The sequence below is a fragment of the Hwanghaeella grinnelliae genome (assembly GCF_004005845.1).
Classification (GTDB): domain Bacteria; phylum Pseudomonadota; class Alphaproteobacteria; order UBA8366; family Aestuariispiraceae; genus Hwanghaeella; species Hwanghaeella grinnelliae.
This window is the reverse complement of sequence record NZ_SADE01000002.1, coordinates 459,184-483,156: the sequence shown is the minus strand read 5'-3', so window position 1 is coordinate 483,156 and position 23,973 is coordinate 459,184. Positions and strand designations below refer to the sequence as shown.

Genomic DNA, 23,973 nt, shown 5'->3' with positions numbered 1-23,973 from the left:
ATGGATGGCTGTAAAACACGCCCGGAGTCCAATTGAAACCGCGTGTCGCGGCAATTGTCAGAAAATCTACATCGCTGAATGATAGGGAAGACTTTGTGCTTTACCTGATTACGGCTAGTCTACACTCAATATTATAAGAAATGATGCATACGGCCCTTGCCCTTTGACGGGGTTCCTTAACCGGGAATTTCAAGCCGGACATTCCAATAAGGGACCTTCCAAAGAGAGACAGGGCCAAACGGGTAGGGAGATAATCGATGTCTCAGCGGATGGAAGTTCTCAAACAGGAACTGCTTGAGAAGATCCACCAATTGATCGACCAGCGCATGACCGGGGACAAAGCGACCTGTGCGCGCAACTTCGTCGATCACTATTACCGCCACGTTCCGCCGGAAGACATGCACGGGCAGGAACCGGAAGACCTGTACGGCGCGGCGCTGTCGCTGTGGACCTTCGGCCAGGAACGCAAACCCGGCGAGGTGAAGGTCCGGGTCTACAATCCCCGTTTCGAAAAACATGGCTGGCATTCCACCCATACGGTGATCGAAATCGTCAACGACGACATGCCGTTCCTTGTCGATTCGGTCAGCATCGAAATGGCGCGTCAGAACATCACCGCGCATCTGATCATTCATCCGGTTTTCGGCGTCGAACGAGACGGCAAGGGCAAGGCGGTTGATTTCCCGCTGCATGATAAGCGGCCCGAGGGTTTGTCGGACGAAAGCTTCATGCATATCGAGGTGGACGAGCAAAGCTCCGCCGCCGCGCTGAAAGCGATTGAAGAGGGTATCCGCTTCGTCTTCGACGATGTCCGGCTTTGCGTCGAGGACTGGCGCACCATGCGGGCCAAGACGCTTGAGATCATCGCGGACCTGAAAAAGGCGCCGCCGAAGCATTTGGATAAAGCCGTCGTCAAGGAAGCCTGCGAATTCCTGCAATGGGTCCATGACGACCACTACACCTTCATGGGGTATCGCGAAGTGGACTATGCCGGGTCCGGCAAGACCGCGCGGCTGGAAGTTCAGCCTGAAAGCGGGTTGGGCATTCTGCGCGATACCGAACGCTCGGTCTTCGACTCGCTGCGGGACCTGGGCAAGATGCCGAAATCGGTGCAGGAGGAACTGTATCGCCCAGACCTTATCCGCATCACCAAGGGCAATCACCGCTCCACCGTGCACCGGCGCGTTCATCTGGACACGGTTGCGGTTCGGAAATTCGACGCGAAAGGCAAGCCGGTCGGCGAATATCTGTTCGTCGGCTTGTTGACCAGTGTCGCTTATAACCAGTCGCCGCGCGAAATTCCGCTATTGCGGTCCAAGGTGGCCGAGGTCTTCAAGCTTTCGGGATTCGAACCGTCCAGCCACAGCGGCAAGGCGATCATGCATATCCTGGAAAGCTATCCGCGCGATGAACTGTTCCAGATCGATGTGGGGCGGCTTGCCGAAATTACGCTCGGCATCAACTATCTTCAGGAACGTCAGCGGATATCGCTGTTCCTGCGCCGCGACCCGTTCCAACGCTATATGTCGGCGCTGGTCTATGTGCCGCGCGATCGGTTTTCCTCAAGCTTGCGCGTCAGGCTGGGCGATATCCTGTCCAAGAATCTCAACGGATCGGTCGCCGCCCATTATACCTATATGACCGACGAGGTCCTCACCCGGGTTCATTTCATTATCAGAACGACCCCGGGCGACGTGCCGGAATACGACGAAAGGGAAATCGAAGCCCGCTTGATCGACGCGGGCCGGACCTGGGGCGACAAGCTGCGCCAGGCGCTGATCGAAAGTTGGGGGGAGGAGCGCGGCATCGCGCTGAACCGGAAATACGGGTCCAGCTTCCCGTCCTCGTATCGCGAACGTTTCAACGCGCAGACCGCGATCTTCGACATCAACCAGATCGAGGAAGCCCTGACCGACGGCGAAATCCGGGTGAACCTTTATCACCCGCTGGAATCCGACCCACATCAACTGCGCTTCAAGCTGTACCATGTGGGCCGTCCCGTCGTTCTCTCCAACGTCATGCCGATGATGGAGGATATGGGCGTAAAAGTGATGGAAGAGGCGCCCTTCGACCTGGACGTCAATGTCGACGGGGAAGATGCCCCCCATGTCTTCATCCATGATTTCGGTCTTGAAACCTCTGACGGTGAAGCGGTCGATCACACCAAGATCCGCGAGGCGTTTCACGAATGCTTCGCCCGCGTCTGGCGCGGCGAGGTGGAGAATGACGGCTTCAATCGGTTGGTTCTGTCAGCCGGGCTCGGCTGGCGCGATGTGGTGGTTCTGCGTGCCTATTCGAAATATCTGCGCCAGGCCTCCATCCCGTTCAGCCAGGATTATATGGAAGAGACGCTGGCCAAGAATGCCGGAATCACGCGGCGGCTGGCCGATCTGTTCACCATCCGGTTCGATCCCGATTACAAAGGCGACCGGGACGCGGACGAAAAGGCCTGCATCGCCGATATCAAGGAACGCTTGGACCTTGTCGAAAACCTCGATGAAGACCGTATCGTCCGGCGCTTCCTGAACCTCATCCAATCCACCCTGCGCACCAATTTCTATCAGCTCGGCCCGGATGGGGAGCCGAAGAGCTACGTTTCCCTGAAATTCGACGCGCGCAACATCCAGGAATTGCCCGCGCCGGCGCCCTTGCGGGAAATCTTCGTCTATTCCTCGCGGTTCGAGGCGGTGCACCTGCGCTTCGGCCTGGTCGCGCGCGGCGGTTTGCGCTGGTCCGACCGGCGGGAGGATTTCCGCACCGAAGTATTGGGCCTTGTGAAGGCGCAACAGGTGAAGAACGCGGTCATTGTGCCCGTCGGGTCCAAGGGCGGCTTCGTGCTGAAACGCCCACCGCCGATGAGCGACCGTCAGGCCTTCCTGGAAGAAGGGATCGCCTGCTACCGCCTGTTCATTTCCGGCATGCTGGACATCACCGACAACCTGTCCTCCGACGGTGTGATCGAACCGGAACGCGTTGTCGCCAAGGACGCACACGACCCCTATCTGGTGGTCGCGGCGGATAAGGGCACGGCCACGTTTTCCGATTTCGCCAACGCGGTCAGCGTCGAATACGGCTTCTGGCTGGGCGATGCTTTCGCGTCCGGCGGGTCGGCCGGGTATGACCATAAGAAAATGGGCATCACCGCGCGCGGCGCCTGGGAATCGGTGAAACGGCATTTCCGTGAAATGGGCCACAACACCCAGGAACAGGACTTCACCGTCGTCGGTGTCGGCGATATGGCGGGCGACGTGTTCGGCAATGGGATGATCCTGTCGGAACATATCCGCCTCGTAGCAGCCTTCAATCATCTGCATATTTTCATCGACCCGAACCCGGATGCGGCCAAGACCTTCAAGGAACGCCAGCGTTTGTTCGAGGCGGTGAAGGGATGGGGCGATTACGACACGTCCTTGATCTCCAAAGGCGGCGGCATTTTCGAACGCTCCGTGAAGTCGATTGAGTTGACGCCGGAGATTAAGCAACTCACCGGCCTGACCGAGGACGCGGTGCCGCCGACCAAGCTGATCAACGCGCTGTTGAAGGCCAAGGTCGACCTGTTGTGGTTCGGCGGGATCGGCACCTATGTGAAATCCAGCGAGGAATCCCACGCCGATGCGGGCGACCGCGCCAATGACGCCATCCGCGTCAATGGGGAAGACCTGAACTGCAAGGTCTTGGGCGAAGGCGCCAATCTGGGCATCACCCAGCGCGGGCGTATCGAATTCGCCCAGAACGGCGGGTGCTGCAACACCGACGCCATCGACAATTCGGCAGGCGTCGATTGTTCCGACCATGAAGTGAACATCAAGATTCTGCTGGGCGATGTGGTTGCCCGCGGCGACATGACCGAAAAGCAGCGCAACAAGCTGCTCGAGGAAATGACCGAGGATGTGTCGCGGCTGGTCCTGCGGGACAATTACCAGCAGACTCAGTCGATCAGCGTGATCGAGAACCGCGCGGCGCAATCCCTCGACCGGCATCAGCGCGCCATGCGTTCGCTGGAACGCGCCGGCCATCTGGACCGGGATCTGGAATTCCTGCCGGATGACGAGGAAATCGCCGATCGCCTGCAGGCACGCAAGGGGCTGACCCGTCCGGAACTGGCGGTTCTGCTCGCCTATACCAAGAATGTCGCCTATCAGGAATTGCTGGAATCCGACCTGCCGGACGATCCGCTTCTATCGGAAGACTTGGTACGGTACTTCCCGCCGGTTCTGAACGAACGCTATGCGGAAAACGTGCAGAGCCATCGCCTGCGCCGGGAAATCATCGCGACCTCGGTCACCAATTCGATGTTGAATCGGACGGGGCCCGGCTTCCTGAACGAGATGAAGCAGCGCACCGGCATGTTGTCGCCGGAAATCGCGCGGGCCTATACCATCGTGCGCGACGTCTTCGACCTGCGGGGCTTGTGGCAGCGGATCGAGGCGCTGGACAATATCGCCGGCAGCGCGGCGCAAACCGCCATGCTGCATGAAACCGGGCGCACCGTGGAACGCATGACCGAATGGTTCCTGCGCAACGAATCGCATCCGCTGGATATCCGCAGCAATATCGAAACCTATCGATCCGGCGTGCGGGAACTGGGCGCCAACCTGCCGGTCATCCTGGGGGATGTCGCCCTCGACGCCATGCGGAAACGGGCCGGGCGCTTCAAGTCGGACGGTGTGCCGGACGACCTGGCGGCGGCCGTCGGTCAGTTGAAGGTGCTGTCTTCGTCCTGCGACGTGGTCCGGCTTGCCGGGCCGGCGAACCTGCCGGTGTTGGACACGGCCATCGTTTATTCCCGCATCGGCACGCGTTTCGGGCTCGATTGGTTGCGCTCCGCCGCCAACCGCATTCCGGCCGATACCCAATGGTACCGCCTGGCGCTGGGCGCCATGGTCGACGACCTCTGGGGCCTGCAAACGGAAATCACCGGCCGCGTCCTGATCGACGGCAAGGCGGACGAGGCGGCGGTTCAGGCTTGGATCGGCACGCGCCAGGAAGCGGTGGAAAGGGTGGACATGTTGCTCGGCGAACTGGAACAATTGCCGCAGCTGGACCTCGCCATGCTGGCCGTTGTCGGGCGGGAGCTTCGCACCCTCGTCAGCTAGCCGAAGCCAATTTTAACGTCTTAGTACAGGAACTTACCTTTATGCCGTCCATTACGCGTGAAGATCTCGCGGCGCGCGACGCCGCCGATCCGCTAAAATCGTTCCGGGGTCGTTTCGATATTCCCGAAGGCCTGATCTATCTGGATGGGAACTCCCTCGGCCCGCTACTGAACAGCGTCCGCGACCGTGTCGCCGATGTGGTGTCCCGGGAATGGGGCCAGGACCTGATCACCAGTTGGAACAAGAACAAATGGATGGAACTGGCCGGGCGCATCGGCGGCAAAATCGCCCCGATGATCGGCGCGGGGGGCCACGAAGTGCTCGCCGCCGATTCCACCTCGATCAATATTTTCAAGCTGCTCTCCGCCGCCTTGAAAATGCGGCCGGGCCGCCGGGTGATCCTGTCGGAAGCGGGCAATTTTCCGACCGATCTCTATATCGCCGAAGGGCTGGTTTCGCTGCTGGGCGGGGATTACAGCCTGCGCCTGATGGACAAGGCCGAAAACCTCGCCGATTACCTGGACGACGACGTTGCCGTCGTGATGATCACCCAGGTCGACTATCGCACCGGGCGCAAGCTCGACATGGCGGCGGTCACCAAACAGGTTCAGGACGCGGGCGCCTTGATGCTGTGGGACCTGGCCCATTCCGCCGGCGCTTTCCCGGTCGACCTGAACGGCGCAAAGGCCGATTTCGCGGTCGGCTGCGGTTATAAATACCTGAATGGCGGGCCCGGCGCGCCGGCCTTCCTGTTCGTTGCCGACCGGCATCAAGCGACGATCCAACCCGCCCTCAGCGGCTGGCTCGGCCATGCCAATCCTTTCGCCTTCACCTCGGACTACAAGCCGGCGACCGGTATCGCGCGGCATACGGTGGGCACGCCGCCGGTGCTGTCCATGTCCGCGTTGGATGAAGCGCTCTCGCTATTCGCGGAAGTCCCTATGGAAGGCCTGTTGAAGAAAAGCCAGCAGCTGACCGGCCTGTTCATCGACCTGGTCGAACAGGAATGCGGCGGCCATGGCTTGGAACTGGCCAGCCCGCGAGAGGCTGCGGCCCGCGGCAGCCAAGTGTCGTTCCGCAGCCAAAACGGTTACGCGATCATGCAGGCGCTGATCGCCCGCAAGGTAATCGGCGATTTCCGGGACCCGGATATCATGCGCTTCGGCTTTGCGCCGCTCTACATTTCCTATGCGGATGTCTGGGATGCGGTGGCCATCCTGCGCGACGTGCTGGAAACCGGCGCCTGGGACGTGGACGCGTTCAAGCAGCGCGCCGCGGTCACCTGACCGCGAGCCGGGCGACTCGATGGCGTCGAAAAACACCGCGCGCGTCTATTGGGCGGCTGCCCTGCGGCGGTTGAAGCGCCTGCGCGGGCAGGAAACGGACCCCTATCTGCCGCTGCCCTCGGGCACGGTGCTGTCGCCCTATCCCGGGCACAAGCATGACATCGACCGCGCGGAACCGCGCCTCGCCTCTTCCCGGCATGAAACCCTGGACGCAAAAGCCTGGCAGCGGGAGGCACGGCAGAAACTCGCCGAATTGATGGGCTGGCCCTTCACGCGCCCGCCGGTCACGCTGACCCGGGCGATGGATTGGGTCGAAGTCGCGCCTGGTGTGAAACGCCGCGCCTTCTATCTGCGCGTCCGCCCGGAAACGGATATCGCCGTGCATCTGCTGTGGAAGGATGGATTGGCGGAAGAATTGGCGGGCCTCGCCCCGGTCTATCTGCATCTGGCGGGTTCGACGTCCGGCGCGCATGTCGCCTGGGGGGAAGCGAAACTGCCCATCGACTATCAACGCCTGGGCCTCGGCGCGGATATGGCGCTTCAAGCCGTGGAAAAAGGCTATCTTGCCGCCGCCGTGGAACAGCTCGGGTTCGGGGAGCGTGAAGAACGGACACTCAAACCCCGCTCGCCCCACCGCCTGACCGATGCCGCGAACCATGCCCTGCTGCTGGGCCGCACCCTGATGGGGGAGAAATGCTGGGACCTCTCCGCGACGATCGATTGGCTGCTGACGACGGATGCCCTGCCGGTCGCGATCGACCCCGCGCGGATCAATCTGTTCGGCCATTCGTCGGGCGGGTCCAACGCCTTTTTCGCCGCCGCCTTGGATGACCGCATCGCCGGCGTGCTCTGTTCCGGTTCCATCGGCCGCTTCCGCGACACCATCGGCGGCCGCCGCGCCGAAGGCGGCGAACTGGTCATCCCCGGCCTGATCAATTGGCTGGAAGCCGAAGACATCGCCGCCCTCATCGCGCCGCGCCCCTTCGTGGGCTTAAGCGGCAGCGCCGACCACATTTTTCCGTTCGCTGGCGTCGAAGAAGTGGTGAATGCCGCCCGTCCCTTTTACGAGCGCCTGGGTGCAGCGGAACACATCAACGCCGTCCGCACCGAAGGCCCCCACCGTTACTATCCGCCCGAAAGCTGGGACGCCTGGGAAAAGTGGATTGATCTGAAGGGTTAGTCGCCACGTCCAAGGAACAACGCCGGGACCGATTGTTGCAAACCGGCACCCAAATCTGAACCGGGCCCAATCCGGCGCCCCCTACACAACAAGGCCTGGCGGGGTTATATAGTGAAACGCGCGATGGGGCGTATCGATATACCACGGCGGGGCCGCGAAGACGCGCGGCGCAATCCGGCACTCCGGACCGGCGGGGACGATACGTAGATTTTCAAACGAGTTCTTTGGAGTGCGGCAGACCGCGCAGGCGCGCCCCGGCCGATTTTTGCGTGTTCTGACGACACCATCGGGTCTTCTGGCGCGTTATTGTCATAACGCATCGCGGTGCAACGGTCCGCGACGCCAAAGAACATCATATGTCCCGGCCGATGCGGCGCTGTCCCGAGATGGGCGCCCTCGGCCCGCGGGCAAACAGAAGGAGTGCACTCGACATGACCACGACCGGCCAAGACACCTTGAAAACGCGGCGCACGCTGACCGTCGACGGCAAGGAATACGACTATTATTCCATCGAGGCGGCACAGGATACGCTGGGCGATGTCAGCCGCCTGCCCTATTCCATGAAGGTTCTGCTGGAAAACCTGCTGCGCTTCGAGGATGGGCGTTCCGTCGATGTGGACGACATCAAAGCGCTGGCGCAATGGCTGAAGGACAAGAAGTCCGACCGCGAGATCGCCTATCGTCCGGCCCGCGTGCTGATGCAGGACTTCACCGGTGTTCCCGCCGTGGTCGACCTGGCCGCGATGCGCGCCGCGATGGTCGCCATGGGCGGCGACCCGCAGAAGATCAATCCGCTGTCGCCGGTCGACCTGGTGATCGACCATTCGGTCATGGTCGATTTCTTCGGCGGCCCGGATGCCTTCAAAAAGAATGTGGATCTTGAATTCCAGCGCAATGGCGAACGGTATGAGTTCCTGCGCTGGGGCCAGACCGCCTTCGACAATTTCCGCGTCGTGCCGCCGGGCACCGGCATCTGCCACCAGGTGAATCTGGAATATCTGGCACAGACGGTCTGGACGTCCGACGAAGTTAACGATAGCGGCCGCACCATCGCCTATCCCGATACATTGGTCGGCACCGACAGCCACACCACCATGATCAACGGCTTGGGTGTGCTGGGCTGGGGCGTCGGCGGGATCGAGGCGGAAGCGGCCATGCTGGGTCAGCCCGTCTCCATGCTGATCCCCGAAGTCGTCGGCTTCAAGATGACCGGCGCGCTGAAGGAAGGCACAACGGCGACCGACCTGGTGCTGACCGTCACGCAAATGCTGAGGGCCAAGGGCGTGGTCGGCAAATTCGTCGAATTCTATGGCGACGGGTTGGACCACCTGACGCTGGCCGACCAGGCGACGATTTCGAACATGGCACCGGAATACGGCGCGACCTGCGGCATCTTCCCGATCGACGATGAAACGCTGAACTATCTGCGCTTCACCGGCCGCGACGAACACCGCATCAAATTGGTCGAGGCCTATGCCAAGGCGCAGGGGATGTGGCGCGAGAAAGGCCAAGCCGACCCGGTCTTCACCGATACGCTGGAGCTGGATCTGTCGACGGTCGAACCGTCGCTGGCTGGGCCGAAACGCCCGCAGGACCGCGTCGCGCTGTCAAACGCGGCGGCGGAATTCGACAAGGTGCTGGCCGATTATATCGGCGTGCCGAAGACCGACGCGGAAGCCCGGCTGGCCAGCGAAGGCGGCCCCGCCCAGGCGGCGAACACCGGCTGGGACAAACAGGTTCAGGTCGAAGGCGAGGATTACAAGCTGAGCCATGGCGACGTGGTCATCGCGGCGATCACCAGCTGCACCAACACCTCCAACCCGTCGGTGCTGGTCGCCGCCGGTCTGGTCGCCCGCAAAGCACGGGAAAAGGGCTTGGCCGTGAAGCCCTGGGTCAAGACCTCGCTGGCGCCCGGCTCACAAGTCGTTACCGATTATTTGGAAAAGGCCGGATTGCAGGAAGACCTCAACGCGCTGGGCTTCGATCTGGTCGGCTATGGCTGCACCACCTGCATCGGCAATTCCGGGCCGCTGCCGGAGAAGATCTCCAAGGCGGTGGATGATGGCGACCTGGTGGTTACCTCGGTGCTCTCCGGGAACCGGAATTTCGAGGGTCGGGTAAATCCGCAGACCCGCGGCAACTATCTCGCCTCCCCGCCGTTGGTGGTCGCCTATGCGCTGGCCGGCAACATGACGCGCGACCTGCTGAAGGATCCGCTGGGCGAGGACAAGGACGGCAAGCCTGTCTATCTGAAGGACATCTGGCCCACCACGCGCGAGATCGCGGATCTGGTCGGCTCGTCGCTGACGGCGGAAATGTTCCGCGACCGCTATGGCAATGTCTTCGAGGGGCCGGAGGAATGGCAGGAAATCCGGGTTTCGGAAGGTGAGACCTTCGAATGGAACGCCGGGTCCACCTATGTTCAGCATCCACCCTATTTCGAAAACATGGCGCCGGAGCCCGATGCCGTCGAGGACGTCACTGGGGCCCGGCCGCTGCTGATCATGGGCGACAGTGTGACCACGGACCACATCTCGCCCGCCGGGTCGTTCAAACCGGATACACCGGCGGGTCAGTATCTGATGGAACATCAGGTGCGCCCGGCCGACTTCAACTCTTACGGTTCGCGGCGGGGCAATCATGAAGTGATGATGCGCGGCACCTTCGCCAATATCCGCATCAAGAACGAAATGGTGCCCGGCGTCGAAGGCGGCTTCACCAAATACATGCCGGATGGCGAGCAGATGTCGGTCTATGACGCGGCGATGAAATACCAAGCGGAAGGCGTGCCGCTGGTCGTCATCGGCGGCAAGGAATACGGCACCGGGTCCAGCCGCGACTGGGCGGCAAAGGGCACAGTGCTGTTGGGCGTGAAAGCGGTTCTGGTCGAAAGCTTCGAACGAATCCACCGCTCAAACCTGGTCGGCATGGGCGTGCTGCCCCTGCAGTTCAAGGACGGCACGAACCGCCAGACCTTGAAACTGGACGGATCGGAAACCTACGACATCGCCGGCATGGACGGCGGGATCACCCCGCGCCAGGATATTTCGGTCACGATCAACCGGGCTGATGGGTCGACCGAGACGATCACGGTCCTGTGCCGGATCGATACGGAAGACGAAGCCGAATATTACCGCAACGGGGGCATTCTGCAGTATGTGCTGCGGAACCTCGCCAAAGCGGCGTAACCGTTGAGACGGTATCGGAAATCGGGGCGGTTCCATCGGGGCCGCCCTTTTTCTATGCCTGTCTCGTTTCCATATCCGGGAAACGCGGTGATATATTGTGCTGGGAGGCGCAGATGTTCGCATGGCTGAAGAAGAAGGGGTCGGCTATCGCCAATCGCCGGCGAAAGGGGCGGGTTCGGCCGGTCGATACCTATGTGCGGATCGACCATCAAGTCTTCGCCATAGACGACATGGACGAGCGCCACTTCCGAATCGTCGATTACAGCGGCGGTCTGATCAAAGGACAGCGGTTCGAGTTCAAGTTCATGCTGCCCATGCCCAACGGCAGCCAGGACGAGTTTCCCGGACACGGTTTGGTGATGCGGATCGATGCGACGGGTCTGACCGCCGCCTTCACGGAAACCCAACCCTATTTCCAGCGGGAGATAGACCGCTTCGTCGCCGCGCATCGCGAAGCGGCTGAGCAACAGAGCCGTGATTAGCGTGCAGAGTGTTTTTGCGCGGATGTGGGTTATGTTTTGACCCGCGACACGGCACTCTCACTCCGAAGTGATTGGTCCGTGCGCAAGTCCACATCCTATCTTTGGCTCATGACACTGCGATATTCTCTTACCCTCGCCCTATTCGCCCTGCTGACCGCAATCCTCTTTGCGGTGGCGGCCATGGTCCCCCATGCCCGTGCCGGGGAACGCCCCGTCGTCGTGGCCGAACTGTTCACCAGCCAGGGATGCAGTTCCTGCCCGCCGGCGGAAGCTTTCCTAAACGACCTGGCGGATCGGCCGGACGTCATCGCGTTGGAATTCCATGTCGACTATTGGGATTACATCGGCTGGGAAGACCCCTTCGCGAAGAAGAGCTATACCGACCGTCAGAAGCAATACATGCGCGCGCTGCACAGCCGCTACGTCTATACGCCCCAGATGGTGATCGACGGCGGACAGCATGTTGTGGGGTCGGACCAGATGAAGGTGGAACTGGCGATCCGCGACCGTCAGGAAGAAAAGCGCGACGCGGCGATGCCGTCGCTTTCCGTCTCCAAATCGGGGGAAGGCGCCCTGAATGTCAGTGTGTCCGGCGACCCGGCCGGGCGGATCTACGACCTCTACCTGATCACCTATGACAAGGAACACCGAACAGAAGTTCAGCGTGGTGAGAACCGTGGCTTGACCCTGGTGAACCGCAACGTCGTCCGCGACGCGATTCTGGTGCGGCAATGGATGGGTGAGGCGTTTAATCAGGAAATACCGGTTGAGAAATTCACCGATGCCGGCGGCTGGGTCGTGATGCTTCAACAGGCCGGTCACGGGCCGATCGCGGCGGCGCAACAGATCCTCTGGTAACATGCCAGGCCCGGTTGGGCACCGGCGGGACGACGCCCGCCGGGACTTCTGTTGGCCCTATCCCAGTTTGACGGCGGTTCCGTTGGCGACGACCATTAGCATGCCGTTTTCCTTGCCCAGAACTTCATAGTCGATATCGACGCCGACGATGGCGTGTGCGCCCCATTTGTTGGCCTGTTCGGCCATTTCGGTGATTGCCGTGTTCTTGGCGTCATGCAGGATCTTTTCATACGTTCCCGACCGGCCGCCGACGACATCGCGGATCGAAGCAAACATATCCTTGAAAATGTTCGCGCCGATGATCGCCTCGCCGCTGCAAATGCCGAGATATTCGACAATTTTCTGTCCCTCGACGGATTCCGTGGTGGTTACCAGCATTTCGATACTTCCTCCTGGTTCGTTTGACTTCGTGCCATGATGCTCTAACCATCCTGCCACGGTTCGGGAACATTTCCATGTCGGGATTGGCCGGGGTTAGGCTGGAATTGGGCCTGTATTGGGCCAGTATTGTATTGAGCCGGGGTTTAATAGGATTCGGAAATGCAGATCGCAAAGCGCGCGACCGCCGGCTGGTGCCTCTACGATTGGGCGAATTCCGCCTTTCCGACGATCATCGGCACCTTCATTTTTTCCGTCTATTTCGCACAAGGAATCTATGGCGACGCAGATGAAGGGGCGAAAAGCTGGGCCTATGCCTTGTCGATTTCGGGCCTGATCGTCGCCGTTGTCAGCCCGGTCCTGGGTGCCATTGCCGACCATGCCGGCGGCTTGAAGCGCTGGTTGGGTTTGTTTACCGCCATGGCGGCGATTGGGTCCTGCCTGCTGTGGTTCGCCGAACCGGACCCGGCTTATGCCATCTTCGCGCTTGTCATTGTCGTCCTGTCGGCCGCCAGTCTCGACCTGGGGCAGGTCTTCTATAACGCGCTGCTGACGCCTAATGCGCCTGCCCATATGTTGGGCCGGGTTTCCGGTTGGGGTTGGGGCGTCGGTTATCTGGGCGGGTTGACCGCGCTGGCGCTGACCCTTGTGGGTTTCGTCGGTCTTGGCGATATGCTGCAGCCGCTTTTCGCGCTCGACCGGGAAAGCGCGCAGCATGTGCGGATCGTCGGGCCGATGACGGGGATCTGGTTCGCGGTTTTCTGTCTGCCGCTGTTTTTGTTCTCGAAGGACTTCCCGCCGACCGGTCTTTCCGTCGCCCAGGCGGTGCCGAAAGGGCTGTCGGTCCTGGCCCGAACGCTCGGTGAATTGCCCCGGCACGGCCATATGCTCCGTTTCCTGATTGCCAGCGCCATCTATCGGGATGGGCTGACGACCTTGTTTGCGGTCGGCGGGCTTTATGCCGCGGGCGTGCATGGCATGGATACGGGGCAGATTCTGATCTTCGCCATCGGGTTGAACGTGACCGCCGGGCTGGGCGCGGCCGGCTTCGCCTGGATGGATGACGGCATCGGCTCGCGCATCACGGTGCTGGTTTCTCTGGTAGGGCTGATTCTGGTCGGGGTGCCGCTGTTGTTGGTCGACGACATCACGTTGTTCATCGCCTTCGCTCTTGTCCTCGGCATCTTTGTCGGCCCAACCCAGGCGGCAAGCCGGTCGCTGATGGCGCGCCTTGCCCCGAACGACAAGGAAGCGGAGTATTTTGGACTGTATTCGCTTACCGGCAAAGCGGCGGCCATCTTCGGTCCGGCGCTTTACGGGCTGGGAACGGAAATTTTCGACAGCCAACGCGCCGGCATGGCCATTGTCGTCACGATGTTCGCCGTGGGGGCGGCAATTCTGTTGACGGTGCGGGAGCCCGAACGGGCCTGACGCTGTCTAACTCAGACCGTAACGCTCCATGGCGCGGAGCTTGGCGGCGCCTGATTCACGGTCGCTGACCGCGGTCATGCCGGTGACGCGCCGGACCAAATTGGCCTCGTGATCGTGGATTTTGCCGTCGACACAGATCACGTCCCACAGCATTTCCACCAGTTCGACCTGCTGGTCGTGATCGAAATGATTCAACAGGACGCGCAGATAGCCGTAGATGTCGTTCGACGTCTTCGCCTTCTGCTCCGCATTCTCCATGATGGCGGCGGTATGTTCCGCATCCAGGTTGAACCGTTTCTGCACGATATGACAGACACGATCCTTCTCGACCTTTTCAAGGGAGCCATCGAGCTGGGCGGCCTCCAGCAGCAGGGCCGCGGCCGCGATGTGCAGCTTGTCTTGTTCCTTGGCCGCTTCCGCGACCGATGCGTTTTCCCTGTCGAACAGGAAATTCTTCAAAAGTTCTATCAAGAAATCACCTACTGACTACGGTTTTATAAACCTTGTACTTTCTCCATTTGCCGACGGTCGCGCTTGGTTGGCCGGCCGGCTCCCTTGTCCCGTTGCGGCACCGTACTTTCAGCCAAGTCCCGCTGTTCCGGGTCGGCGCTGCGGACCGGTGGCGGGTCCAGATCCGTGTAGAGCTGGCGCGCTTCCGGCGCCGGGCCGCGGCGTTCGCCCAACGCGCTGACCTCGATCACCCGAATGTCGTGGCCCTGGGCGAAAGTCAGGACGTCGCCCGGTTTCACCGCATGTCCAGGTTTCCGGACCCTTTCCCGGTTGATCCGGCAATGACCGCCCTCAACCACCTTGGCCGCCAGCGTTCGCGTCTTGAAGAAGCGGGCATGCCAGAGCCACTTGTCGATACGTTGTTTCGCGGTGGGCGCGGTGGATGTGTCGGTCATGGTGAGGCGAATAATCCCTGTAGGGCTGCAAAGGGTGAATTCGGGTCCGGCTTTTTGGCCGGTTTCCTCGCTTTGTGCTCCTGTGACGATCCGTTTTTTGCTTTGATTTTTTGAGCGTTTTTGCCGCCGGTCTTGTGGGCCGATTTGCGGGCCTGTCCCTTTGGACCGCGCGCCGCGCTCATTCGGTTGTTGCGAATGCGGAACAAGCTGCCGTCTTCACCTTTCACCGGGCTACATCCCACCGCGCGCAGCAGGTCGGGCAGGGCTTCTTCGCCGCAGTCGCAGGTTTTGGCGAGACTCTCGTCCGGTTTGATGCCGCCTTCCCGGGCGCGTTTGCGGATTTCCGCCATGACCCGCTCGAACCGGTCGACGCGCAGGGCCGCCGGCCCTGCATGGCGATATCCCAGCATGGCCCAGTCGTCTTCCGACATCAGCGCGCCGCGCTCGCAGGTCGTCGGCAGGCTTGTCGCCTTCCCGGTTGCGGCGGTGGGGGGCGGTTTACCGGCCCAGGCCGACCACAAGGCCGCGCGCGTCCGCAACGGTCCCGGTTTCAGCAAACCGTTCAGAAAGACGGAATCGGTCCCGAACCGAACATCATGCTTTGCCAGGGCTTTCCGGTCCTGCTGCGACAGATGTTTGATCTGCGGCGCGGCGGCGTTGGTCCGGCAACTGCCCAATCCTTCAAGTAGGTGGAAACTGAGGCCCTTGGCGGCGCCGGCGAAACCGGCATCGCGCAACGTGAACAAGGGCGCCAAGCGCCGGGCGATATGGCGGTCCAGCCAAGCGTTGATCCGTGCCTCGATCCGCCGTTGCAGGCCGATATCCTGAACGAAGCCGGCATGGACGGCGACGGTGGGCTGCCAGGGCGTCGGGCCTTTGCCCAGGCGCGCGACCGGTTTGCCGTTCCAATAAATCGTCCGGTCCACATCCAGCGCCAGGGTCTGGTCGTCCGCCGTCTCGAAGTCCTGGACATAGGTGAAGGCGTGGTCGCGCAGCACCCTTTCGGCGGCGGCCATCAGGACCTGGGCCTCGCGCGCGTCGGCGGCTTCGTGGGGTATGAAGCGGAAACCCTCGATATGGCCGATGACATGGCCTTCGACGACGACCTCGCCATTTTGCCGAACGCCGGCCAACAGCTCGCTTGCATCGCCGTCCTTGCGGGTCAGGACAGAGGCGCGCTTGTCCACGAACCGGTGAATCAGGCGCTGATGCAGGGTGTCGGAAAGGCGGTCCTCGATCTCCCGCGCGCGGGCCTGCCATCCGGCGGCGTCGCGCAGCCAGGCGCCGCGATGGGCGATATAGGCCATGGTGCGGATATGGGCGATCCGCGTGGTGATGGTGTCGATATCCCCGTCGACCCGATCCAGCCGGCCGAACTGGGCATCGAGCCAGTCGTTGGAGAGGACGCCCTCGCCATCCGTCAGCTTCAGAAAGACCTGACCCAGCAATTCGGCATGGTGATCGGGCGTCACCTGTCGAAAGTCGGGAATCTGGCAGACATCCCACAGCAATTGGACCGTATCCCTGGTCGCCGCGCGGTCGATCACGGTTTCGTCGCGGGAAAGGGCGGCCAGCGCAACCTGGTCCTCCCCGTCCCGGACGCGGATCAATTGCGGATGCGGGGGTTCGTGATACAGGCTTTTCAGCAGCGCCTTGGGTGAGCGGAAGTCGAGCTTCCGGTTGCGCCAATACAGCCTGGTCAGCGGTTGATACTGATGCGCTTCCACCGCCGCGACGATTTCGTCGTCGATCGCCGGTTGATTGTTGGTGACCCCGAATGTGCCGTCATTCAGGTGCCGCCCGGCGCGGCCGGCGATCTGGCCGACTTCCGGTGCATCCAACATGCGCAGCCGGTGGCCGTCGAATTTCCGCAAACGCGCGAAGGCGACATGGTTCACATCCATGTTCAGGCCCATGCCGATGGCGTCGGTGGCGACAAGGTAATCGACCTCGCCCGCCTGATACATGGCGACCTGGGCGTTACGGGTGCGCGGGCTCAACGCGCCCAGCACAACGGCGGTGCCGCCCCGCTGCCGCCTTACCAGTTCGGCGATGCCGTAAACCTCATCCACCGAAAAGGCGACGATGGCGGTGCGCCGGGGCAGGCGCGTCAGTTTCGATTTTCCCGTATGCTGAAGAGTGGAAAAACGCGGCCGGCTTTCGATTGCCACATCCGGCACCAATTGGCGGATCAGGCCGGCGGCGGTGTCGGACCCCATGAACATGGTTTCCGACCGCCCGCGCGCATAGAGCAGCCGGTCGGTGAAAATATGGCCGCGGTCGGGATCGGCGCAGAGTTGAATTTCGTCGATGGCCAGGAATTCGACGTCCTTTTCCAGCGGCATGGATTCCACGGTGCAGATCCACCAGCGCGGATTGGGCGGAATGATTTTCTCCTCACCCGTCACCAGGGCGACGGACCCGATGCCTTTTTCGCGCACCACCTTGTCGTAATTTTCCCGCGCCAAAAGGCGTAGCGGAAAGCCGATCATGCCGGTCGGATAGGCCAGCATGCGGTCCATTGCCAGGAAGGTCTTGCCGGTATTGGTGGGGCCGAGGACGGCACGAACGAGGCCTTTGCCGCCCACTGATCGAAAGGGGACCGTATGAAGGGCCGATTGGTCGGAGCCGGTCTGTCTCAAGGCCATGGTCCCTAAACTGTCGCGCTGTTCGTGCCTCTCCGCAAGTGGGAAGGAACAGCGTCATTGGACTTTCCAGCAAGCAGGCCAGCAAGCAGAAATGATTCGTATGTCATCGATGTGACACCGGCCCGGTTTGATTTCAAGGCAAGGGCATGGACTTAAAAGCGCGGCGAACGGACGCGTTCAGATTGTCACGAAAAAAGGAGAGGTCAGGCGTAGACGTCGACGACCTGTCCACGACCGCCCGAGGCGGCGGGGGTCGTGTTGGACTGGGTGCCGGTCGTCAAGGCGTCCTGCTGACGCTGCGAACGGGCTTCCAGGCGTTGCTCCGACGTATCGCCGGCGCTGCCCTGAACAACCGTCGCAGACGAGCTGGATGCCGCCGTGGCGCGGAGGAATGAAGCCTGTGAGGCTCCGGAAAGGCTGGAAATATCACTCATAACGGCATCCTAAGCGCCAATTATTAACAAATGCTAAATAGACGCTACCTTAGACAGGCTGCGCATGTCTATGATTTTTCTTTAATATTAGTGGATGCGAAAATAAATCAGGTGAGGATATTAACCAATTGCCCCGGCCCGGTGTTATTGGTGGCGAGACGTTGGGTCGTCACCGCCAGGGCGCCTTCGACCTGCTTCAGCGAGTTCAAGGCATTGCGCTGCGCCGCGGAGAGCGGAATGTCCGCGCGAGCGGAGGAAACGGAGGATGAAACGCTTGATATCGACATGATGGCCTCGCTTATATCAGGAACTTCTGTTCCTGTCCAAAGGCGTGGTTTTTGCCCCGTTTCCGCCTGTTCTGGCGTCCCCGGTTTGGGGTTAATGCAGCGCTTTACTCGGCGGCTGCCGGGATGCTCCAATCCGAAAGATGGGCCCGAATGGCGGCTTCGTCAATCGTATGCAGTCCGATGACGACCAGTTCGGACCGCCGGTTTTCCCCATCCCGCCAGGGCCGGTCGAAATACCGTTGCAGGCGTGGACCCGCGGCCTGAAACACTTCCCGGCGCGGCAAACCGGGCCGGTCCAGGAAACCCTTGATGCGCAGAATGTCGTATTGCTCGATCAGGGATTTCAGCATCATCTCCAGGGCTGTCGGATCGTTCACCGAGGCCAGATTCAGCACGAAACTGTGGAAATCGTCATGGTCGTGGTCATCCGCGCCGTCGTGATGGGATGGCCTTGCGTCCAGATCGTCCTCCGCCGCTTTGTCCAGCCCCATCAGAACCGCAGGATCAACCCCCGACTGGTCGGAACGCACCAGATGAACGCCGGGACGCAGGCGCGTCTGCAGCTCCGCCTCCAACACATCCACCTGCGCCCCGTCCAGCAGATCCACTTTGTTCAGCACCACTATATCGGCGCAGAACAGTTGATCGTCGAAGACTTCTTCCAACGGATTGTCGTGGTCGAGCGCTTCGTCGGCTTCGCGCTGCTGTTGCACGGCGTCCTCGTCATCGGCGAAGCGGCCCTCGGCCAGCGCCTTGGCGTCCACCACTGTGACGACACCGTCGACCGTCACCTGCGCCTTTATTTCCGGCCAATTGAAAGCCTTAACCAAGGGTTTCGGTAGGGCCAAGCCAGACGTTTCGATAACGATATGGTCGGGCTTGTCCGGGCGGTCTAGCAGCTTTTCCATGGTCGGCAGGAAATCATCGGCGACCGTGCAGCAGATGCAGCCATTCGCCAGTTCCATGATGTCGTCGTCGGTGCAGCCTTCCAGGCCGCAGCCCAGCAACATGTCGCGGTCGATGCCCAGATCGCCGAACTCGTTGATCAGGAAAGCCAGGCGCTTACCCTTCGCGTTTTCGATGACGTGGCGGATCAACGTCGTCTTCCCTGCGCCCAGGAAGCCGGAAATGATCGTTGCCGGTATTCTGCGTGCCATGATGGCCCCCTCTTGACGGAACCCGTCTCGGGTTCCTGTTCGCGACCTCTCTCAAGGTCCTTTCAACGTCAACGGCAATCCGGCGGCGACCAGAACGACCCGGTCGGCGGCAGCTGCGACGGTTTGATTGATACGCCCCGCCTCATCCCGGAAACGGCGCGCCAGGGCGTTTTCGGGCACGATGCCCAGCCCCACTTCATTGCTAATGATCACAACCGGGCCCTTGGCCTCACCCAACGCCGCGACCAGTTCTTGCCTGGCGGCGTCCAGATCGATTGTGTCTCCCCCCAGCATTAGGTTGGTGAGCCATAAGGTAAGGCAATCAACCAGAAGGCAAGTATGGTCTGTGGATTCGCGACGAATTGCCCCGGTCAAATCGCCCGGTTTGCTGCCAGGCGCCTCGACCGTTCGCCAAGCGGGGCCGCGTTCGGCCTTGTGCAGCGCGATCCGCTCTTCCATTTCGCTGTCGAAGGCTTGGGCGGTGGCGATATAGACCGGGGTCAGCCCGTGTTCGGCGTGAAGCGCCTCGCACAGCGCAAGGCCGTGGCGCGTCTTGCCCGACCGCGCGCCGCCCAGAACGAAGGTGATATGCCCCTCGAAGGTGACTTCCCCCGGCATGAAAACTAGGCCCGTTCCGGGTGCTTTTCCCGGGGATTCCGGTTGGAAAAGCCGATCCGCCAATGGCGCCCCTCATCCGTATCGACACAGTCCAACCGGGTGACCGACAGGTTTTCCGTGGAAAACCGCAAGGCGCTTTCGGGGTCCAGATTCAGGGCATAGCACAAGGCCGCGCGGATCGTGCCGCCATGGGTGACGGCGACGATATCACGGCCGGCATGTTGCTCCGTCACTTCCAAAATCGTCGGGACGACGCGGGCGATAAGATCGGTGAAGCTTTCCCCGTTCGGCGCGCGTTCATAGGCCGGGGCCAGCCAGTACCGCCCGCTGCTGCCGAGCGTTCCGCTGAACCCGAATTCTTCATGCGTCAGCCCCTGCCAATCGCCGAAGCTCTGCTCGTTCAGTGACCCGAACTCTATCCGTTCCGGCATGGTCAGCCCGGCGGCGGCGATGGCGTCCGCCGTCTGATGGGCCCGCCTCAAGGCAGATGTCACAAGAACGGAATCTTCCGGCAGCATTTTTGCCAGACCGGTGAACGCTTCCGTGTCGTCGGTGTCGCAGGGCAGGTCCTGCTGCCCATAAATGCGCCCCTGATTGACCGTTACCGGTGCGTGCCGAACCCACCACCAGCGCGTTTCTACGATGTCAGCCAAATGCCGCCCCCGTTTGTACAAGAATGTTGAAAGATGCCGCCGCGATCAGCAGCGCCAGCATGATGGCGATTTCGCTTAGCTGTTCAAGCAGACCGATCGTATCGCCGTTATAACCGCCCAGCGACCGCCTCAGCAGCAGGCCGAAAACCAGAGCCGATGCGACGACGGCCGCAAGGGCGACAAGGCCCGCACAAAGACCCATCAAGCCGATTGCCGACCCCGCCCCCAGGGTCAGTGCAACCAAGGCCGCGCCCAAACGCGGCCGTCCGACGCTGGCCGCGACGCCGCTGGCCGAGGCGGGCGGTAAGGCCGCCATCACGCCTGGCAGGATTGCGCGGGACAGAATATGAACCGCCAGAATCGCCGTGGCGCCGGACAGCCCGGGCAGGAACGATGCGATGGCCGCTGCCTTGATCCCCGTCGCCAGCATCAGGGCCAATGCCCCGTATCCGCCGATGCGGCTGTCGCGCATGATTTCCAGCTTGCGGTCGACCGACCCGCCGGCGCCCAGCCCGTCGGCGGCATCGGCCAATCCGTCTTCGTGCAATGCGCCGGTGACCAGCGCCGTGGCCGTCAGGGTCAGGAAAGCGGCGATCCAGGGCGGCAGGCCCATCCATCCGGCCAACCAGAACACCGCGCCGCCGGTCACGCCGACCGCTATACCGGCAATGGGAAAGGCCCAGGCGCAGGCGTCGAGCGCCCGGTGCCGCCCGCCCACCGGAAAACGCGTCAGGAAGGTCATCGCCGCGCGCATGTCCGCAATCGGCGCGAATCCTGTGCTATGGCGTATTTCTTCGGGCTTGTCCGTCATGTTGGCATGCTCTAAGCGCTTCCGGGGCGGCTGCCAACCCGCAGCCGTCCTGTCTTTCGCCGGCAATGCCGGAAAATCCCACGCCGACGCGGAGTTCACGATGTCCGATCCTCAGCCGCAAGCCTCCCTCCAGGAAATCCGGGACCTGCTGAAAGTCTTTCCCGGTCCCGATGAAGCCTCGATCCAGGCCGCGCGGGAACGCGAGGGTCAATTGACCAAACCGCCGGGCGCGCTGGGCCGGTTGGAGGAGGTCGCGGAATGGCTGGCCGCCTGGCAGGGCAAGGCCCCGCCCCGGGTCGACCGCCCGCGCGTCGCCGTCTTCGCCGCCAATCACGGGGTCGCCACGGCAAAGCCCGTTTCCGCCTTTCCGGTCGACGTCACACAGCAGATGGTCGCCAATTTCCAGCATGGCGGGGCGGCGGTGAACCAGCTTTGCCTGGTGCATGACGCGGAATTGCGGGTCTATGAAATGGCGTTGGAACACCCGACCAAGGATTTCACCGAAGGGCCGGCGATGACGGATTCGGAATGCGCCACGGCGCTCGCCTACGGCATGATGGCGGTTGAGGAAGGCGTGAATGTCATCTGCCTCGGCGAAATGGGAATCGGCAACACAACCGCCGCCGCGGCGGTCTGCCACGCGCTTTATGGCGGTGAGGCAGCTGACTGGGTCGGTCCCGGCACCGGGGTCGAGGGCGATGCGTTGTCGGCCAAGGTCGCCGCCGTTCAACAGGCGGTGGAGACCAACAAAGCCGCCATGACCGATCCGTTCGAAGTGCTGCGTTGTGTCGGCGGGTATGAATTGGCCGCCATCGTCGGCGCGGTGATCGCCGCCCGCGTCGGCCGCGTGCCGGTCATCCTGGACGGCTATACCTGCACCGCCGCCGCCGCGATCCTGGAAGCCATGCTGCCGGGCGCGCTCGACCATTGCGTGGTCGGCCATCTCTCCGCCGAACCGGCGCATGCCGCGTTGCTCGGGAAGTTGGGCAAGGAGCCCTTGCTGAATTTGAACATGCGCTTGGGCGAAGGCTCCGGCGCGGCGGTCGCGCTCGGCCTCGTCAAATCGGCGGCCGCCTGCCATGCCGGCATGGCCACCTTCGCGGAGGCAGGCGTCAGCGGGGCCTGAGACCCAAATTTTTTTCGCCGTTCTTTCCCTGGTCGCCCAGTCCGCCTGGCGAACTAAAATCGCCCGAGCGAGTTTCAATGCACTTGTGGAGAAACTGTTTCTATGCGAATGTATAGAAATAGATGAGCATTGGATGTAAGCGCATGGCCCGACCAAAAACCTACAACCGCCAGGAGGCCGTGGTAAAGGCCTGTAAGGCGTTCTGGGAACATGGCTATCAGGCGCTCGGCGTGCGGGAACTGGAAAGGCTGACAGGCCTCAACCAATTTGCGATCCGCACCGATTTCGGCGGCAAGGAAGGCCTGTATCTGGAGGCAATGAGGTTTTACGCCGACGCCGCAATTGCCACAGCAATGCCCCCTCTTAGAGCCGGCGGCATTCCGGCCATCGTGGCATTTCTACGCAACCTCGTGACAGTGGGGTCAATGACGTCCAGCCCATGGGGCTGCCTTGTCGTGAATACCGGCATTGAGAATGCCCGTGTTCAAAGCGGGCGACTGACGGAAGCGGTCGCCTATTACTGGGACGCCTTGGAAACTCATTTCAAATTGGCCTTGGAGATTGCCCAAGACAGCGGAGACCTTCCAAACGATGTGGAAATAGACGGTCTGGCCAAAGGTCTCGTGGCTGGTGTCATGGGCGTGCATGCAACGAACCGCAGCGAAAATTCGAACACAGCAGGCACGGACCTTGTTGAAATCCTGTGCGGTCACCTGACGCTTCTGCGCGCGTCATGACCGGCCCCGAAGCACTTGTCGATCGAATCGAGGGTTTTGCGGATGTATTTACCGTCCGGCAGGACAAGCTTAGCTGTACGGTGCTTCGTCTGCCGGATGGCGGTCTCTGCCTCTACAGCCCCTTGCCGAAACTGACGGATACCGTAGAGGTTGGTCTGAGGGAATTGGGCGAGGTCACCGTCCTGCTGGCGCCGAACCACTATCACAATCGCGGGTTGGCGGTGCATGCCGAGGCGTATCCAAAGGCGCGCCTGATCTGTTCGCGCCATGCGGCGCCGCGGCTGACGAATCAAACCGGGTTCGATTTCGAAGCCGTCGACCAACTCGCCATCGACCTGCCCGAAAGTATCCGAGTTCTTGAACCGGAGGGACTGAAGACCGGCGAAATATGGATAGAAGTTGAAGCCGGTGCCGGCTTGGCGTGGATCGTCTGTGACGCATTCAATGGGCCACCTTTCCCAAGGCGGAGTACCCCGGGTCAGGGTTCCGTAGGTCAGATTTACGCAGATACCCCGTCATTGCTGGGTACCTTCCCAAAATTCGGCGTGGGCGACCGTGACGCCTACAAAGCTTGGGCGATAGAAGTTCTTTCCAATAGGAAACCGACAATCATGATCCCATGCCACGGGCTGCCGGTAACAAGGCCAGGGCTGGACCAGGCGTTGCGCGATCTCGTGACCGGAAACCTTTAGCAGTGC

Annotated in this window: 20 protein-coding genes; 10 read left to right on the top strand and 10 right to left on the bottom strand. The window is 61.6% G+C overall.

Annotated elements, in window-relative coordinates:
• Positions 1–257: 257 nt before the first annotated feature.
• From EOI86_RS12920 to EOI86_RS12895, 6 genes are all read left to right on the top strand, one after another.
• Entirely contained in the window at positions 258–5,096 is a 4,839-nt protein-coding gene (locus EOI86_RS12920; RefSeq protein ID WP_127765603.1) for an NAD-glutamate dehydrogenase, read from the top strand.
• A gap of 41 nt (positions 5,097–5,137) precedes the next feature.
• Positions 5,138–6,382, top strand: coding sequence for a kynureninase (kynU, locus tag EOI86_RS12915; protein ID WP_127765602.1), 1,245 nt, complete (start codon positions 5,138–5,140; stop codon positions 6,380–6,382).
• 19 nt (positions 6,383–6,401) lie between these two features.
• Positions 6,402–7,562: an alpha/beta hydrolase family protein gene (locus EOI86_RS12910; protein ID WP_161973819.1), complete on the top strand. Its 1,161-nt coding sequence runs from the start codon at positions 6,402–6,404 to the stop codon at positions 7,560–7,562.
• Positions 7,563–7,993: 431 nt separating this feature from the next.
• Complete coding sequence (gene acnA / locus EOI86_RS12905) at positions 7,994–10,750, top strand: aconitate hydratase AcnA (protein ID WP_127765600.1); 2,757 nt, start codon at positions 7,994–7,996, stop codon at positions 10,748–10,750.
• A gap of 113 nt (positions 10,751–10,863) precedes the next feature.
• Positions 10,864–11,232 (top strand): hypothetical protein, encoded by a 369-nt coding sequence (locus EOI86_RS12900; protein ID WP_127765599.1) that lies wholly within the window; start codon positions 10,864–10,866, stop codon positions 11,230–11,232.
• Positions 11,233–11,310: 78 nt separating this feature from the next.
• The gene (locus EOI86_RS12895) at positions 11,311–12,090 is read left to right on the top strand and encodes a DUF1223 domain-containing protein (RefSeq protein WP_127765598.1); all 780 of its coding nucleotides are present in this window, start codon (positions 11,311–11,313) and stop codon (positions 12,088–12,090) included.
• A 57-nt stretch (positions 12,091–12,147) separates the two neighbouring features.
• Here the strand turns inward: EOI86_RS12895 and EOI86_RS12890 are convergent, their stop codons facing one another.
• Positions 12,148–12,468 (bottom strand): heavy metal-binding domain-containing protein, encoded by a 321-nt coding sequence (locus EOI86_RS12890; RefSeq protein ID WP_127765597.1) that lies wholly within the window; start codon positions 12,466–12,468, stop codon positions 12,148–12,150.
• Between the two features lie 162 nt (positions 12,469–12,630).
• Here EOI86_RS12890 and EOI86_RS12885 point away from each other — a divergent pair, with 162 nt between their 5' ends.
• Positions 12,631–13,899 (top strand): MFS transporter, encoded by a 1,269-nt coding sequence (locus tag EOI86_RS12885; protein ID WP_127765596.1) that lies wholly within the window; start codon positions 12,631–12,633, stop codon positions 13,897–13,899.
• A gap of 6 nt (positions 13,900–13,905) precedes the next feature.
• Here the strand turns inward: EOI86_RS12885 and EOI86_RS12880 are convergent, their stop codons facing one another.
• The 9 genes from EOI86_RS12880 to EOI86_RS12840 form a co-directional block, all read right to left on the bottom strand.
• Positions 13,906–14,370, bottom strand: a complete 465-nt coding sequence (locus tag EOI86_RS12880; protein ID WP_127765595.1) for a tellurite resistance TerB family protein — start codon at positions 14,368–14,370, stop codon at positions 13,906–13,908.
• 23 nt (positions 14,371–14,393) lie between these two features.
• Entirely contained in the window at positions 14,394–14,804 is a 411-nt protein-coding gene (locus EOI86_RS12875; protein WP_127765594.1) for an RNA-binding S4 domain-containing protein, read from the bottom strand.
• Positions 14,801–17,446: a helicase-related protein gene (locus EOI86_RS12870; RefSeq protein ID WP_240035663.1), complete on the bottom strand. Its 2,646-nt coding sequence runs from the start codon at positions 17,444–17,446 to the stop codon at positions 14,801–14,803. Before EOI86_RS12870 ends, EOI86_RS12875 begins: the two co-directional genes overlap by 4 nt.
• Before the next feature lie 209 nt (positions 17,447–17,655).
• On the bottom strand, positions 17,656–17,886 hold the full coding sequence (locus EOI86_RS12865) for a hypothetical protein (RefSeq protein ID WP_127765592.1): 231 nt from the start codon (positions 17,884–17,886) through the stop codon (positions 17,656–17,658).
• A gap of 107 nt (positions 17,887–17,993) precedes the next feature.
• Positions 17,994–18,173, bottom strand: a complete 180-nt coding sequence (locus EOI86_RS12860) for a hypothetical protein (RefSeq protein ID WP_127765591.1) — start codon at positions 18,171–18,173, stop codon at positions 17,994–17,996.
• Positions 18,174–18,277: 104 nt separating this feature from the next.
• On the bottom strand, positions 18,278–19,330 hold the full coding sequence (cobW, locus tag EOI86_RS12855) for a cobalamin biosynthesis protein CobW (protein WP_127765590.1): 1,053 nt from the start codon (positions 19,328–19,330) through the stop codon (positions 18,278–18,280).
• Positions 19,331–19,381: 51 nt separating this feature from the next.
• On the bottom strand, positions 19,382–19,948 hold the full coding sequence (gene cobU, locus EOI86_RS12850; RefSeq protein ID WP_127765589.1) for a bifunctional adenosylcobinamide kinase/adenosylcobinamide-phosphate guanylyltransferase: 567 nt from the start codon (positions 19,946–19,948) through the stop codon (positions 19,382–19,384).
• Between the two features lie 5 nt (positions 19,949–19,953).
• Positions 19,954–20,601 carry a histidine phosphatase family protein gene (locus EOI86_RS12845; RefSeq protein ID WP_127765588.1) on the bottom strand — a complete coding sequence of 216 codons (648 nt, stop codon included), beginning with the start codon at positions 20,599–20,601 and terminating at the stop codon, positions 19,954–19,956.
• Positions 20,594–21,412 (bottom strand): adenosylcobinamide-GDP ribazoletransferase, encoded by an 819-nt coding sequence (locus tag EOI86_RS12840; RefSeq protein ID WP_127765587.1) that lies wholly within the window; start codon positions 21,410–21,412, stop codon positions 20,594–20,596. Before EOI86_RS12840 ends, EOI86_RS12845 begins: the two co-directional genes overlap by 8 nt.
• A gap of 100 nt (positions 21,413–21,512) precedes the next feature.
• Here EOI86_RS12840 and cobT point away from each other — a divergent pair, with 100 nt between their 5' ends.
• The 3 genes from cobT (at position 21,513) to EOI86_RS12825 (ending at position 23,967) form a co-directional block, all read left to right on the top strand.
• Entirely contained in the window at positions 21,513–22,538 is a 1,026-nt protein-coding gene (cobT, locus tag EOI86_RS12835; RefSeq protein WP_127765586.1) for a nicotinate-nucleotide--dimethylbenzimidazole phosphoribosyltransferase, read from the top strand.
• 143 nt (positions 22,539–22,681) lie between these two features.
• Positions 22,682–23,275 carry a TetR/AcrR family transcriptional regulator gene (locus tag EOI86_RS12830; protein ID WP_161973818.1) on the top strand — a complete coding sequence of 198 codons (594 nt, stop codon included), beginning with the start codon at positions 22,682–22,684 and terminating at the stop codon, positions 23,273–23,275.
• On the top strand, positions 23,272–23,967 hold the full coding sequence (locus EOI86_RS12825) for a hypothetical protein (RefSeq protein ID WP_127765584.1): 696 nt from the start codon (positions 23,272–23,274) through the stop codon (positions 23,965–23,967). The genes EOI86_RS12830 and EOI86_RS12825 overlap by 4 nt, the downstream gene beginning before the upstream one ends.
• The last annotated feature ends 6 nt before the right edge of the window (positions 23,968–23,973 follow it).

What these genes read in the sequence shown, in the direction of transcription:
- EOI86_RS12910 (WP_161973819.1), top strand. Translation starts at nt 6,402, where the DNA reads ATGGCGTCGAAAAACACCGCGCGCGTCTATTGGGCGGCTGCCCTGCGG.
- EOI86_RS12885 (WP_127765596.1), top strand. Translation starts at nt 12,631, where the DNA reads ATGCAGATCGCAAAGCGCGCGACCGCCGGCTGGTGCCTCTACGATTGG.
- cobT (WP_127765586.1), top strand. Translation starts at nt 21,513, where the DNA reads ATGTCCGATCCTCAGCCGCAAGCCTCCCTCCAGGAAATCCGGGACCTG.
- EOI86_RS12875 (WP_127765594.1), bottom strand. Translation starts at nt 14,804, where the DNA reads ATGACCGACACATCCACCGCGCCCACCGCGAAACAACGTATCGACAAG.
- EOI86_RS12840 (WP_127765587.1), bottom strand. Translation starts at nt 21,412, where the DNA reads ATGACGGACAAGCCCGAAGAAATACGCCATAGCACAGGATTCGCGCCG.
- cobU (WP_127765589.1), bottom strand. Translation starts at nt 19,948, where the DNA reads ATGCCGGGGGAAGTCACCTTCGAGGGGCATATCACCTTCGTTCTGGGC.
- EOI86_RS12865 (WP_127765592.1), bottom strand. Translation starts at nt 17,886, where the DNA reads ATGAGTGATATTTCCAGCCTTTCCGGAGCCTCACAGGCTTCATTCCTC.
- EOI86_RS12860 (WP_127765591.1), bottom strand. Translation starts at nt 18,173, where the DNA reads ATGTCGATATCAAGCGTTTCATCCTCCGTTTCCTCCGCTCGCGCGGAC.
- EOI86_RS12920 (WP_127765603.1), top strand. Translation starts at nt 258, where the DNA reads ATGTCTCAGCGGATGGAAGTTCTCAAACAGGAACTGCTTGAGAAGATC.
- EOI86_RS12890 (WP_127765597.1), bottom strand. Translation starts at nt 12,468, where the DNA reads ATGCTGGTAACCACCACGGAATCCGTCGAGGGACAGAAAATTGTCGAA.
- acnA (WP_127765600.1), top strand. Translation starts at nt 7,994, where the DNA reads ATGACCACGACCGGCCAAGACACCTTGAAAACGCGGCGCACGCTGACC.
- cobW (WP_127765590.1), bottom strand. Translation starts at nt 19,330, where the DNA reads ATGGCACGCAGAATACCGGCAACGATCATTTCCGGCTTCCTGGGCGCA.
- EOI86_RS12830 (WP_161973818.1), top strand. Translation starts at nt 22,682, where the DNA reads ATGGCCCGACCAAAAACCTACAACCGCCAGGAGGCCGTGGTAAAGGCC.
- kynU (WP_127765602.1), top strand. Translation starts at nt 5,138, where the DNA reads ATGCCGTCCATTACGCGTGAAGATCTCGCGGCGCGCGACGCCGCCGAT.
- EOI86_RS12825 (WP_127765584.1), top strand. Translation starts at nt 23,272, where the DNA reads ATGACCGGCCCCGAAGCACTTGTCGATCGAATCGAGGGTTTTGCGGAT.
- EOI86_RS12900 (WP_127765599.1), top strand. Translation starts at nt 10,864, where the DNA reads ATGTTCGCATGGCTGAAGAAGAAGGGGTCGGCTATCGCCAATCGCCGG.